The 13889-nt window shown below is 52.8% G+C and carries 9 protein-coding genes; all 9 read left to right on the top strand.

The features are described 5' to 3' along the window. Positions 1-110 precede the first annotated feature (110 nt). Complete coding sequence (gene bamA, locus ACGHM3_RS06870; RefSeq protein ID WP_345417279.1) at positions 111-2726, top strand: outer membrane protein assembly factor BamA; 2616 nt, start codon at positions 111-113, stop codon at positions 2724-2726. A gap of 164 nt (positions 2727-2890) precedes the next feature. Next, positions 2891-3403: an OmpH family outer membrane protein gene (locus tag ACGHM3_RS06875; protein ID WP_345417282.1), complete on the top strand. Its 513-nt coding sequence runs from the start codon at positions 2891-2893 to the stop codon at positions 3401-3403. Between the two features lie 96 nt (positions 3404-3499). Beyond that, positions 3500-4525, top strand: coding sequence for a UDP-3-O-(3-hydroxymyristoyl)glucosamine N-acyltransferase (lpxD, locus tag ACGHM3_RS06880; protein WP_345417285.1), 1026 nt, complete (start codon positions 3500-3502; stop codon positions 4523-4525). 225 nt (positions 4526-4750) lie between these two features. Beyond that, positions 4751-5188, top strand: coding sequence for a 3-hydroxyacyl-ACP dehydratase FabZ (gene fabZ / locus ACGHM3_RS06885; protein WP_345417287.1), 438 nt, complete (start codon positions 4751-4753; stop codon positions 5186-5188). 27 nt (positions 5189-5215) lie between these two features. Beyond that, positions 5216-5992 (top strand): acyl-ACP--UDP-N-acetylglucosamine O-acyltransferase, encoded by a 777-nt coding sequence (lpxA, locus tag ACGHM3_RS06890; protein ID WP_345417290.1) that lies wholly within the window; start codon positions 5216-5218, stop codon positions 5990-5992. Between the two features lie 2 nt (positions 5993-5994). Next, a complete protein-coding gene (gene lpxB / locus ACGHM3_RS06895) occupies positions 5995-7134 on the top strand; it encodes a lipid-A-disaccharide synthase (protein WP_345417293.1) in 1140 nt (379 codons plus the stop codon). Between the two features lie 23 nt (positions 7135-7157). Next, the gene (gene rnhB / locus ACGHM3_RS06900) at positions 7158-7727 is read left to right on the top strand and encodes a ribonuclease HII (RefSeq protein ID WP_345419123.1); all 570 of its coding nucleotides are present in this window, start codon (positions 7158-7160) and stop codon (positions 7725-7727) included. A gap of 40 nt (positions 7728-7767) precedes the next feature. Beyond that, positions 7768-8934: an alpha/beta hydrolase gene (locus tag ACGHM3_RS06905; RefSeq protein ID WP_345417296.1), complete on the top strand. Its 1167-nt coding sequence runs from the start codon at positions 7768-7770 to the stop codon at positions 8932-8934. A gap of 454 nt (positions 8935-9388) precedes the next feature. After that, positions 9389-13822 carry a S8 family serine peptidase gene (locus ACGHM3_RS06910; RefSeq protein ID WP_345417299.1) on the top strand — a complete coding sequence of 1478 codons (4434 nt, stop codon included), beginning with the start codon at positions 9389-9391 and terminating at the stop codon, positions 13820-13822. The last annotated feature ends 67 nt before the right edge of the window (positions 13823-13889 follow it).

Consider the following 13889-nt stretch of genomic DNA (forward strand, 5'->3'; position numbering starts at 1 on the left):
AATAATGATCGACAATCGCGCCTTATCCGCACCGCTATTGCGTCACTCCCCACGCCGATCCCTTTGGGCGTTGGCTTGTTACGTTTCCTTTTGATTAATTTCCCAACTCTATGAATCGACTGATCGCTAGTTGCACGCTGTTGTGCTTATTCGCTCTTTCTGCACAGGCAGAATCCTTCCGCATTGATGATATCCGCGTACAGGGCTTGCAGCGTGTGTCTGCCGGGACGGTGTTCGCCTCCCTTCCCGTACAAGTTGGTGAGCAGATAGAAGAAACCGATATCCAGCGCATGACTCGCGCGCTGTTCCGCACTGGCTACTTTGAAGATATCGCCATTGGCCGCGATGGCGGAGTGCTGGTAATCGCCGTGGCTGAACGGCCCGCCATTAGCTCCATCGAAATTGAGGGCAACAAGGCCATTAAAACCGACGATTTAATGCGCGGTTTAACCGATAACGGCCTGTCTGAGGGCCAGATTTTTAAGCGCGTTACGCTGGAAGGTCTAACCCAAGAGCTGGAGCGTCAATACGTGGCCCAGGGCCGCTACAGCGCCAGCGTTGAGGCCGACGTGGAGCCCCGTCCGCAGAACCAAGTGAGTATTAAAATTAACGTGGATGAAGGCTCGGTGGCTAAAATTCGCCACGTTAATATCGTTGGTAACGAGGCCTTCTCGGAAGAAGAGCTGCTGGAGTTGTTCGAGCTGGGTGTGGGCAGTTGGATGTCGTTCTTCAGTAGTAAGAACAAGTACTCCAAAGAAAAGCTATCCGGTGACTTGGAGCGCTTGGAATCGTTCTACCTGGATCGTGGTTACCTTAAGTTTTCGGTGGATTCCACCCAGGTTTCACTTAGCCCAAACAAAGACAGCGTGTACATCACGCTTAACATTACCGAGGGCGACGTTTATAAAATCAGCGAAGTTGAATTGGCTGGCGATTTGGTGGTGGATGAAGCGTTGGTCCGGCGTCTTATTTTGATGCGCGAGGGCCAGGACTTCTCCCAAGTAATGATGACCACGTCATCCGAGTATATTACCCGAAGGTTGGGTAACGAAGGCTACACGTTTGCCGAAGTTAACGGTATTCCAGAGCCCAACGACGACGATAAAACCGTTAAAGTGACTTTCTTCATTGACCCAGGTAAGCGCGCCTATGTGCGCAGAATCGATTTTAGGGGCAATACCCGCACCGCCGATGAAGTACTGCGTCGGGAAATGCGCCAAATGGAAGGTGGTTCGGCCTCCACCGCTGCCATTGAGCAGTCTAAAGTACGTTTGGAGCGCCTGGGTTTCTTCAAAGAAGTAAACGTTGACACCCGGGAAGTGCCCGGCAGTTCCGATTTAATCGATGTTGAGTACACTGTGGAAGAGCAGCCCTCGGGCAGTATCGGTGCCAGCATTGGTTACTCCGACGGGTATGGCACCACCATTGGCGCCAGTATTCAGCAGGATAACTGGTTTGGTACCGGTAAATCCGTGGGTATTTCGCTTAACACCAGTGCCTACCAAACCAGCTACCGATTCAACTACAACGACCCTTACTTCACGCCAGATGGCGTCAGCCGTGGCTTTAGCGTGTTTTATCAAGAGCGTGACTACGGCGAATTTGGTAACGCCATTAGCTATAACACCGATACCTATGGCGCCACCCTGAGCTTTGGTTACCCAACGTCGGAGATCTCCCGCCTTAATTTTGCCGTTGGCTTCAGTAATGTTGCCATTGACACCGGTAACTACGCGGTGCAAGAAATCCGCTCCAGCCCCCGCCTAATTGATGGTCGGGCCTATTCACAGTCCTATATCACCGAGGCGGTGGCGGCAGAAATTGCTGCCAATGCTAGCGGTGATTTCGATTACTCCGATTTGGCTACGCTGCTGCAAGAAAATGACCCAGTTCTGCTCGAAAACGACTATAGCGGTTTCTTGGATCGCAACGGTGATGAATTCGACATGTTCACGGTGAATCTTGGTTGGCGTCAATCCACGCTTAACCGTGGCCGCTTGGCCACCCGTGGTGCTTCGCAGCAAATCTCTTTTGAAGCCAGTGTGCCGGGCAGTGATTTGGAGTACTACAAAGTGGTTTACGATGCCCAGTACTTTAAGCCCCTAACCAAAAGCTTAACCCTGCGCCTGCGCAGTCAGTTGGGCTTTGCTGACTCCTATGGCGACACTACCGAAGTACCATTTTTTGAGCACTTCTACGGCGGTGGTTTTGGCTCGGTACGAGGTTTTGAGCGCAACACCTTGGGGCCACGGGCCACACCAGCTTTGACCTACGCCACCCAAGCCATTGCTGGCGAAGATAGAAACGATAATGGCACGACCGACCGGATTACCAATTATGCCTACATCGTTGACGATGACACCGGCCAACTGATCTACAACCGTGCCCAGCCGAATTTACAAACCAAGGATCTGCGGTCTTTCGGTGGTAACGTTCAGGTTGAGTTCGGTATTGAAGTGTTATTTCCTTTACCGTTCATTAAGGACCAGCGTTCTATGCAGTCTGCGTTCTTTATTGATGCTGGTAATGTGTTTGATACAGATTGCGGGCAAACTCAGCTCAACTGTGCCGATGTCGATCTATCTAACTTAAGTTCGTCTGCTGGTATCGGTTTGACTTGGATTACTGGCTTTGGCCCACTGACTTTCAGTATTGCCCGGCCGATCGAAAAACAAGAGTATGATCGCGAAGAATTCTTCCAGTTTTCACTGGGTACCGCGTTCTAGTCTTGGTTAAAAAGTTATGGCTTAGTGTCAGTGTTACAGTACACTGCGCGGCCATAGTACCGGCAGTTGCCGCAGGGAGGCGGGTTTATGCGGGGTAAATTGCAACCCATGAGTAAGCCTGTAGCCGCCGTAATACGCACCCTCAAGACCTAGGAGCAAGACTTGTGTTAAAAATTAAAACTATATTTGCCGTTGTCATTTTGGCCGTTTCTTCAAGTGCTGCGCTAGCCGCCGACAAGGTTGCAGTGTTCAACTTAGAACGCGCTATTTTAAGTACCGAAGCAGCTAAGAAAGCCAGTTCCGATCTACAAGCCGACCCAGAATTTGCCGCCCTGCGCGCCAAGTACGAAGGTTTGGTTGCCGATATGGAAAAACTGCGCGATGAGCAGAATTCCAAAGGCATGACCTGGAACACAGAGCAACAAGCAGAGCACCGCAAAAAAGTGGATTACATTCGCGCGGATTTAGAATTGGCTCAGAAGAAATTGCAAGCCGAGCAAAATGCTGCGGTACGTGGTTTGATGCAAGACCTGCAAGCCAAAACCGAAAAAGCTTTGGAAGAGGTGATTAAATCGGAAGGCATCACCGTCGTGCTGAACGCGGCCCAGGTTTACCACGCGGATAAAAAAGCCGACATCACAGACAAAGTAACTGCTCGTCTCAACAAAATGAAGTAGGCCTTGGTGCTTCGCTGCGGCATCAGATTGGCTTAAATGTTTAAGTTGTATGAGTCGCTTGGCCTGATCACACAGTCATAGATAAGGTAGAAACCATTGATAGCGCTAGGTGAGTTGGCCAAGCAGATTGGTGCTCAATTAAACGGTGACGCTGAGTTTCAAGTCGCCGGAATCAATACTCTATCCAAGGCCAGTTCATCCGAACTGGCTTTTATTGCCCGGCCTGAGTTTCTCGAACAGGCCAGCCAAAGCTCAGCAGGTGTGTTGATGTTGGCACCCGCCATGGCTGAGCAAGCCAGCTTTCGTGGCCACACACTCCTTATAGATGATCCGTATTTGGGTTATGCCCGCGCCTCGCAGGTGTTCGATGCATTCTTCAATCACCGACCGGGATCCGTGGACCCAAGTGCTAGCATTGCCAGCGGCGTGGAGATCCCGGCAGATACCACCATTGGCGCCAATGTCGTGGTTGCCGAAGGCGCCGTGGTGGGGCAGGGCTGCAAAATTGGCCCGGGTTGCTATTTAGGGGCTGGCAGTGTGCTTGGCGATGGCACCCTTCTGCACGCCAATGTCACTATCTATCACGGGGTCAGCGTGGGTGAGAACTGTGTGATACACAGCGGCACCGTCGTTGGCAGCGATGGATTTGGTTTTGCACCGAGCGAAGCGGGTTGGCAAAAGATCCACCAGTTGGGCGGCGTGCGCATCGGTGCTCGAGTTGAAATTGGTGCCAACACGGCGATCGATCGCGGTGCCATTGGCGACACCGTTATTAGTGATGGGGTCATCATCGATAACCTGGTGCACATTGCGCACAATGTGTTTATCGGCGTAAACACCGCCATTGCTGGCTGCTGCGGCTTTGCTGGCAGTACTAAGGTGGGTGCCAATTGCACCTTTGCCGGCCAAGTTGGCGTAACTGGCCATATCGAGATAACCGACAACTGTCACTTTTTAGGCAAGGCTATGGTGACTAACTCGGTAACCGAGCCCGGTACCTATGGTTCTGGTGTACCCATGCAGCCGGTGAAAAAGTGGCGCCGAAATATGGTGCGTTTCAGTCAATTGGATGATCTCTCCCGCTTGGTAAACAAGCTTGCGAAAAAGATCGGCGAGAAGTAATCGGCGAAAAGTTAATAAGAAGTCCTCCGCAGCACCCTGTCGGCTAAGCTAGCTGCTGGTTTTTTATACTCTTCGATTGTTCCGTATTCACGCACCTCAACCAATACTGAAGTTAACGACAATAGCGAAGCCAAACGCGGATTTTGCCGGTATAATTGCCGCGCTGAGAAAAATGCAGGTAAGTACACAGTGACTTGCAGGCTGGGGAAAGTAAAAGGCCGTTTTATGATGGATGTAACCGAAATTAAAAATTACCTGCCACACAGGTTTCCGTTCTTACTTGTCGATCGAATCGTTGATCTCGTGCCCAACGAATCCATTGTCGGCTACAAAAATATCACCATTAACGAAGATGTATTTAACGGCCATTTTCCGAATGCGCCGATTTTCCCTGGTGTTATGATTATTGAAGCGCTGGCGCAAGTGTCGGGCGTGCTGGGTTTTAAATCCATGGATAAAACCCCAGAAGACGGCTCTATTTATCTGTTTGCAGCGGTGGATAACGTGCGTTTCCGCCGCCAAGTAGTGCCGGGCGATCGCCTGCAGTTAGAATCGAAAGTGGTATCGGTAAAACGCGGCATTTGGAAGTTTGACTGCGTCGCTTCCGTAGACGGCGAAACCGCCTGCGCCTGCGTTATTATGTGCGCCGACCGCAAAGTTTAATCGACAGCCAACTACCGGGTATCACGCTTGAGTCATATAGATCCTCGCGCAATCATAGATCCGACGGCGACCTTGGCCGAGGGCGTCAGCGTTGGCCCCTGGTCCATCATTGGGCCAGATGTCACCCTGGGAGAAGGCACGGTTGTAGAGTCGCATGTGGTGGTCAAAGGGCCTACCACCATCGGTAAAAACAACCGCATTTTTCAGTTCTCCAGCGTTGGCGAAGATACCCCGGATTTAAAATACAAGGGCGAACCTACCACGCTGGTGATTGGTGATAACAACGTTATCCGCGAAGGCGTTACCATCCACCGCGGTACCGTCACCGGCCGCAGTGAAACCCGTATTGGCGATAACAATTTAATCATGGCCTACGCACATATCGGCCACGATAGCGTGGTGGGCAACAATTGTATCCTGGTGAATAACGCCGCCCTGGCCGGCCACGTGAACGTCGGTAACTGGGCGATTTTGAGTGGTTTCACCCTGGTGCACCAGTTTTGCTACATCGGTGCCCACAGTTTTACGGGGATGGGCAGTGTGATTGGCAAAGATGTACCTGCCTATATTATGGTCAACGGAAGCCCAGCAGCCGCAAAAAGCATCAACAAAGAAGGCCTGCGTCGACGCAATTTTAGCAAAGAAGAGATTGCGGCCATTAGCACCGGCTATAAAGTCATCTACCGGCGCGGGTTAACCACCGATGAGGCCCTGGTCGAGCTGGCCTCGCTGGCCCAACAATACGATTGTATCCAGCCGTTAATTCATTCGTTGCAGTCTGCCTCAAGGGGCATTGTGCGTTAAGCATGGCCAAACCCCTTCGATTCGGCCTGGTGGTGGGCGAACGCTCCGGCGACATCCTAGGCGCCGGTCTTATTCAAGCTATTAAACAACGTCATCCGGATGCGCAATTTGAAGGCATCGGCGGTGAACTAATGATGGCCCAGGGCTTTGATTCTTGGTTTGATCAAGAGCGCCTGGCGGTAATGGGGCTCATTGAGCCGCTCAAACGCCTGCCCGAGCTGTTGCGTATTCGCAAGCAACTGTTTCAGCGTTTTACTGCCAATCCACCGGACGTTTTTATCGGGGTGGACTCACCGGATTTTAATCTCGACTTAGAACTTAAGCTGCGCAAACACGGTATTAAAACCGTGCATTACGTCAGTCCCTCGGTGTGGGCCTGGCGGCAGGGCAGAATCAAAAAGATCGCTCGTGCTGTGGATTTGATGCTCACTTTGCTGCCCTTCGAGGCGTCGTTCTATCGTCAGCACAATGTGCCGGTTAAGTTTGTTGGCCATCCGCTGGCCGATGAATTGGCCCCGGTGGACGACATTCAAGCTGTGCGGCAACGCTTGGCATTGCCTTGTGACGAGGTTCCCCTAGTAGCCTTGCTGCCCGGTAGCCGGGAAGCCGAAGTGCGCTTGGTGGGCCCGGTAATGTGGCAGGCAGCGCTACAAGCCCTGCGCCAGCAGCCGCAACTGCGATTTGTTGTGCCGGCGGCCAACGCTGCTCGCCTTGCGCAAATAAAACAACAGCTCGCCGGCCACCCAGATTTACCCATTACAGTGGTGCAAGGGCAGTCTACCCAAGTGATGGCGGCAGCCAACGCCGTAGTTATGGCGTCTGGTACCACAACCTTGGAAGCTCTGCTGCTGGGTAAGCCCATGGTTGTGGCCTATCGCATGGCGCCATTGTCCTACGCCATATTGGCGCGGTTAGTGAAATCGAAATATATCAGTCTGCCTAACTTGTTGGCCGACAAACCCCTGGTGCCGGAACTCATTCAAGATGCGGCCACGCCTGAAGCGTTAGCTGAGCAACTGCTACGAATACTGCAGCCGGGTGAGCAGCAGGTGCTGAAGCAAGAATTTTCTGCCATTCGTCAACAGCTGAGCTTGAACGCCAGCCAAGAGGCGGCCAAGGCGGTATTGGAGTTAGTAAATTGAAAGTCTTAGAACCTTTTGTGTCTATCTATAGCGGGCATCTCTTGGCTGGCGTGGACGAAGTAGGGCGCGGCCCCTTGGCCGGCGATGTGGTTACCGCCGCTGTTATTTTAGATCCAAATCACCCTATAGAAGGGCTGGCGGACTCAAAAAAGATTTCCGAGAAAAAGCGCGAGCGATTGTTCGATGAGATCAAAGAAAAAGCTCACGCCTATTGCATTGCCAGGGCCAGCGTGGCGGAAATTGACCAGTTGAATATTCTGCAGGCTAGCCTGTTGGCTATGAAACGTGCGGTGGAGGGCCTACCGGTGCAACCCGAGCATGTGTTGGTGGATGGCAATAAAATACCCCGATGGCATTATCCTGCCGAGGCGGTGGTGTCCGGTGATGCGCGGGTGCCTTGTATTGCCGCCGCGTCCATTCTGGCCAAGGTTACACGAGACCGGGAAATGGTAGCGGCCGAGGCGACTTATCCTGGCTATGGTTTTGCCAAGCACAAGGGCTATCCCACCAAAGTTCATCTACAGGCCCTGGCCGACCAAGGGGTCAGTGCAATCCATCGGCGCTCCTATGCACCGGTGCTAAAACATTTATAGGCCGATCAGTTATAGGCCGAACCATAGGGCGGGGTAACCAGTGAGCAGCCAGGAGCCAGATTTACAGCTATTGATTGCCACTAATCGCCGTATTCGCAAGCACCGGCCAGATTTAGTGTTGGACGATACCCTAGACGACCAACTGCACTTGTTGCAATGCCAATTCAGTACTGGCTACGCCATAACTTTGCCGCCGATGGTGACCGTACCCGACGGCCCGCCGCAGGATCCACCCAAACGCCAGGGCTTCAAACGCAAAACTCAGCGGGTGGCAAAGAGATGGGCACGCAGTTTTCGCGGCGCCGTGGGTTCTAAAATACCTGGCGTGCAGCTGGCAGTGGTGGAAGAGCACCAACAAGCAGCGTGTTTACAGCGCTTGGTTGATCACAACGACAACACGCCCTGGCTCTTTTTTTTACACGGTAACAATCAAACCCTGGCCGACAGCATTAAAGTGTGCCGGCAAATTCAACGTTACTACCGGGTTAACGTGTTTCTGTTCAGTTGGCCATCGCGCTCCTACAACCCAAGATCCATTCCCCACCTGTTGGCCTCGGCGTTGATGATGACCCACCCGGCCACACGCATAGTCGCCCGGCTCACAGCGTTAAAATCGGTTTACGACCGCCACGCCCAGTATCGCGCAGCCCGCCAGCTGGCCGAGCATACCGTTGCGCACCTGCAGCAAGCCATGCAGCTGTTTGGCCAACACATACTTAAGCCGTTACAGCGACGCGGTGTGGCCGTCAATCTCTTGGTGCACAGCCTAGGCCATTACTTGTTGCTGCTGATGTTGCAGCGTGAGGATGTCGCCTTTGATTTTCAATTTGGCGCGGGCCTATTGCACCAAGCGGATATTGATGTCGATGACATTGCGCCGCTGTTGCAGCGCTTAACCTTGGTAAATCCGCAGCAGGTTTATTTAACTCACAACAAAAAAGACTACGCGTTGTTTTTGTCAGGCCTGTGGAATAACCGGCTACAGCCAAAAAAAGCCTACAGCCGCGCTGGCAATGGCCTCAGTGATTGGGAGCTTGATGTGCCGGATCTACACGGTGCTCAAGTTATCGATTTAACCGGCCGCCGGCATGTTGGCTTTAACCACGGCATAGTCTGGCAAGAGCCAATCGATAAGATTAGTAAAGCCCAGTTTTCACAAGTGATAAATCATTCACAGCGCAATATAAATAACGATAATAGCCCGTGAGCGAGAGAATTTTTTCTTACCGGTTTATTGAACCGTGACGAATTATTATCACTTTAATGCTGTTATAGTCAGAAAATAACTCACTCAAGGGCGCTTTTCTCAATAAACTCAACCGTTGTTGTTTTGTTCATTGAGGGGAGTATCCATCCGAACGTCAGTTTACTCTAATGGCCCAGTTGTCTTTGGGTTATTACCTTGTTTTTTGTTTGTGCCCAAGTCAGGTTTGTTGTTGATCGTGTGAATTGTTAAGCAGTGTTAGTCGCTTGTTTGCTTAAGCCAGTTTTAACGGACTATGCAATGGCGGGTTTGATGGGAGGCATCGACAGAATAAATGCAAAGCAAAGGGAAGTGGGGTTTTCGGTTTATACGCGCATGATCTAGCGGTGCCAAAACCTTGTCTAGCAACGCACTCCCACTACTACCTGCAAATCGTTGGGAGCAACGGGGATATACAATGAACAAAAAACTACTAGCAGCGGCTTCGTTGTCGGTAATGTTGTCGGGGGGCATGTGGGCGCAAGTATCCACAGCGGTACAGTCCACCAAACAACAGCCCGCCATATTGCAAGCTGCGACTGACCCAGTCAAAGCCGATAAATCGGTTAATCGCATAGATAAGAAAGTCTTTGTCCCAGAAAAGGGCATTAGCGGAGAACATCGCTACATTGTCCGTTTTGAAGAAGAGCCACTGGCCACCTACAGCGGTAAAATTCCAGGCTTGGCGTCCAGCCAAAGCAAAAGCTTAAAAGGCGCCCTAGGTAAATCCGGCCTAGGCCAAAAATCCACAACCAGATTCAACGCCAAAAGCTCCGAATCTCAAGCCTATGTTGGTTATTTAAAACAGCGTCAGGTTGAGATGGAAAGCCAAATCAGCAACCGTTTGGGCCGCAGTCTGGACGTTAAACATCGCTTCCAAAGCGCCATCAACGGCGTCACTTTGAGCATGACCCAAGAGGAAGCCAAGCGCGTTTCCAGCTTGCCAGGAATTGCCAAAATCCAACGTGACCGCATCGACCAGCTGCAAACCGATCGCGGCCCAACCTACATTGAAGCGCCTTTTATTTGGGACGGCGAAGCCAATGGTATAGCCGCAAAAGGCGAGGGCATTGTCATCGCTATTATGGATAGCGGTATCAACGGCGATCATCCTTCGTTTGCGGCGGTGGCCAGTGATGGCTACGAGCACGTTAACCCACTGGGTGACGGCACTTACTTGGGTATTTGTAACCCCGTCAGTGCCGACTACGACGCCGAGGTGGAATGTAACAGCAAATTGATTGGCCGTTACTCCTTCCTTGAGGCCAGTATCACCGAAAACAATTCGGAAGATCTCGACGGCCACGGCTCCCACGTCGCCAGTACTGCTGGTGGTAACCCGGTAAAAGCGCCTGTATTTGATACCGAAGGCACGCCCACGGGTTTGGAAATTTCCATCTCTGGCGTGGCCCCGCGGGCCAATATTATTGCGCTAGAGGTGTGTGGCGAAGACGGTTGTTACACCAGTGACCGAGTTGCCGCCTTGGACCAAATCATTGCCGATGGCATTGTCGATGTGGTCAACCACTCCATCGGTTCTACCACCCCTGTGAATTCATCGCCTTGGGAAGATGCCATGGATCTGGCGTGGTTATCAGCCCGTGCGGCCGGTATTACCATTGCTAACTCCGCCGGTAACAACGGCCCAGACCCAGCAACCTTGGGTGGCACTGGCGCGCCGTGGATTACCAACTCCGGTAACTTTACCCACGACCGAGCCATCGCCCCTAAAACCCTGGAAGACATGACCGGCGGTGACACTTTGCCTCCGGCCAATATCACCGGTGCGGCGCTGTCTGGTGGTGTGGGTCCAGCCCCCATTGTGTTTGCCGGTGACTACGAAAACGGCGATGTTGATCCTGAGCAGTGTTTAACGCCATTCCCGGCGGGCACTTGGACCAACGAAATCGTTATGTGTGAGCGTGGTACCATCGCTCGGGTTGATAAGTGTATCAACGTGCGTGAGGGCGGTGCGGCCGGTTGTATCCTAGCCAACGTTGCTGGCGGTGCAACTTCTCTGGTTAACGATGCCCATGTCATTCCTGCCATCCAGATCAGCGCCGAAGACGGCGAGGCTGTGAAAGCTTGGTTGGCCAGCGGTACCGGCCATACTGGTGTTATTAGCAATAACCTAGTGCCATTTGGTTCTGACCCAGCCCTGGGCGGCATTGCCAGCAGTGGTACTTCTCGCGGTCCGAACCTTAGCCAAGACTATCTGCCTGTATCGGTGGGTGCGCCGGGTACCGATATCTACGCTGCGCTGCATAACGGTGTTGAATATGGCTTCCTAAGCGGAACCTCCATGGCCAGCCCGCACACCGCAGGTGCCACCGCGTTGATGAAGCAAATTCACCCCGAGTGGACCGACGCCGAGATCTTGTCTGCCCTAATGACCACGGCAAACTTCACCGGCGCTAAGAAAGAGGACGGTGAAACACCGGCTGACCCCTTCGACGTGGGTGGCGGTATTATTCAACTGAGCAAGGCCTCTACTGCAGGCCTGTTATTGGATGAAACCATCGCTAACTTCGAAGCCGCAGATCCAGCCCTAGGTGGCGACCCTAAAACGCTGAATTTGGCAGGCCTATTGACCCGCGCCTGTTTGATTGAGTGTACTTGGACGCGTAGCTTCACAGCCACCACGGCGGGTACCTGGAGCGTTGCTACCTCGGCTGCCAATGTAACTGCGCAACCGGCCAGCTTCAGTTTGGCTGCCGGTGAATCGCAAACCGTAACCGTAACGGTTGACGCTGCAGGCTTGGAAGAAACCTGGTACCACGAGCTGGTAACGCTGACTCCTAGTGGCGACCTACCTGAGCAACACCTGACCGTATCCTATGTACCTTCTAACGGTGTACTGCCTGAATACGTCGCGCTAACGGCTCACCGCGATGCCGACTCCGCACTTATTGAGGGCCTTACCGCTGCTGCCATCGATGATCTGCAAATCGAGCTGACTGGCTTGGTTGCACCAACCTCCACCAGTTTGTCTTTGGCCGGCGATTCCGATAACAGCACCCCGTTCGATAATCTTGCCGACGGTGTTTTCTTTAAAACCATCGAAGTGGATGAAACTGCCACCCGCTTGATTGCTGCCACCAGCGATGCCACCTCCACCTCGCCCGATTTGGACATTTACATCGGTTACGATTTGGACGGCGACGGCCTACCTGGCGACGGTGAAATAGCCTGTATCAGTGCCACGGCTTCGGCTGAGGAGTTCTGTGATGTTACCGGTATCTTCCCCGGCACTTGGTGGGTGCTGGTGCAAAACTGGCAAGCTTCTGATGCCGGTACCGATACCGCTGAGTTAAAAACCACCTTGGTTGCCGGTGATGCAGGTAACGCCTCGGTCACTGGCCCAGCTGCTGTGCCAGAGCTAGAGCCATTTGATCTGCGTATGCTGTGGGATCTGGAGAACGTTGCCGAAGGCGATACGCTGTACGGTACCATCACTCTTGGTGCTAGCGCCGGTGATCCTGCCGGTATTGGTATTATCCCAGTTGAGTTGACTCGCTCAGTGGACGACGTTGCCTTTGCGGCCAGCACTGACACCGCTGCAGCCGGAGACTCCGTTAGCTTCCTGGCGGAAATTATCCCCAACCTGACCACCTCCGATCGCACCTACACCGTGACTGCTGCCATTCCTGACGGCATGACCCTGGTGGATGGTTCTATTTCGGCCGGCGGTGAAGTGGTTGGCGATAAGATTGTGTGGACTGTAGCCATGCCAAGTTTGGCCGATTCTGAGCCTACCTACGTGGCAGTTACCAGTGAAGAAGACGCCGCCTGTGCTGCACCATTTGCAAACAGCGGTGCCTACACAGACCTGGAGCAGTTTGGAATTTTGCCAGACACCACCGTCTCCGGAGATAGCGTAAGTTTCTCGGCGTTTAGCAGCCAGAACTTCAACTTCTACGGCGAGGACTTTGTGGGTGGCATGAACTTTACCGACGACGGCTTTGTGTTCTTCAACTCCTCGCAGGGCGCCACGCCTTGGGAAAACACGCCGATCCCAGATGTATCCGATCCTAATGATCTGATTGCAGTTCTGTGGCGCGACATGGTTATCCCAACGCCAAGCACCACGCCGGGCGAAGTTGCCGGTGTCACCCTGGCTTCTGCTGGTCCTGATGTGACCATCGTTGAGTACGACAACATGAAGTTGTACCCCGGCGACGGCGATGACAGCATCGACTTTGAAGTAGCCATTATGGGTTACGCCGATGACACCCCAGGGGCCTATGAGATTATGGTTGCCTTTGACAACATCAATGTCGACTCCTCTGTGGGTACCATTGGCGTTGAAAACCAACTCGGTACCGCCGGTACGCAAGTGGCCTTCAACGATGTTGCCATAGCCAATGGCATGGCCATTTGTTACGACCTGGTACAACCGGCCTACGATGCAGCAGCACTCAGCTTCGAAGCAACGGTGGACGCCGGCATTGCGGACAGTGAGCTTAGCGTGGCGTTAACCAGCGAAGTTGATGTGCCCGGCACCGAAGCCGTTACCGAAACCGTTTCCATTGCGGTTGAAGGTGCAGTTTCGAATTACCGTGGCCGCTTTGTTGGGCCGTTCGTTGACGGTGCCGTGGTTGAAAAAGGCGATTTCATTAAGCCCCGCTTGGTGATGTTCGACGGTAAGTACCGCACCATTGAACCGGAAATGACCCTAACCATTCTGCGTGCTAACGGCAGCGTATTGCTTAGCAAGCGCGGTCAGAAGCTTTATTCCAACAAGATTTACTACCGCAACATTATGTCGCGTTGGATGAAGCCCGGCAGTTACACAATGCAAGCCATTGTGGACGGTGAAGTCATAGACGAAGTGGAATACACCATCCAGTAAGCGGATGTTAGGCACAGGGAAGTGCCGTTGAAAAACCGAAAAGCGCCCCTCAGTGGGCGTTTTTTTA

The sequence above is a fragment of the Halioxenophilus aromaticivorans genome (assembly GCF_042850945.1).
In the GTDB taxonomy this organism is placed as follows: domain Bacteria; phylum Pseudomonadota; class Gammaproteobacteria; order Pseudomonadales; family Cellvibrionaceae; genus Halioxenophilus; species Halioxenophilus aromaticivorans.

Excerpts from the sequence above, each read along its gene's own strand:
- bamA (WP_345417279.1), top strand. The coding sequence starts at position 111 with ATGAATCGACTGATCGCTAGTTGCACGCTGTTGTGCTTATTCGCTCTT.
- fabZ (WP_345417287.1), top strand. The coding sequence starts at position 4,751 with ATGATGGATGTAACCGAAATTAAAAATTACCTGCCACACAGGTTTCCG.
- lpxB (WP_345417293.1), top strand. The coding sequence starts at position 5,995 with ATGGCCAAACCCCTTCGATTCGGCCTGGTGGTGGGCGAACGCTCCGGC.
- ACGHM3_RS06910 (WP_345417299.1), top strand. The coding sequence starts at position 9,389 with ATGAACAAAAAACTACTAGCAGCGGCTTCGTTGTCGGTAATGTTGTCG.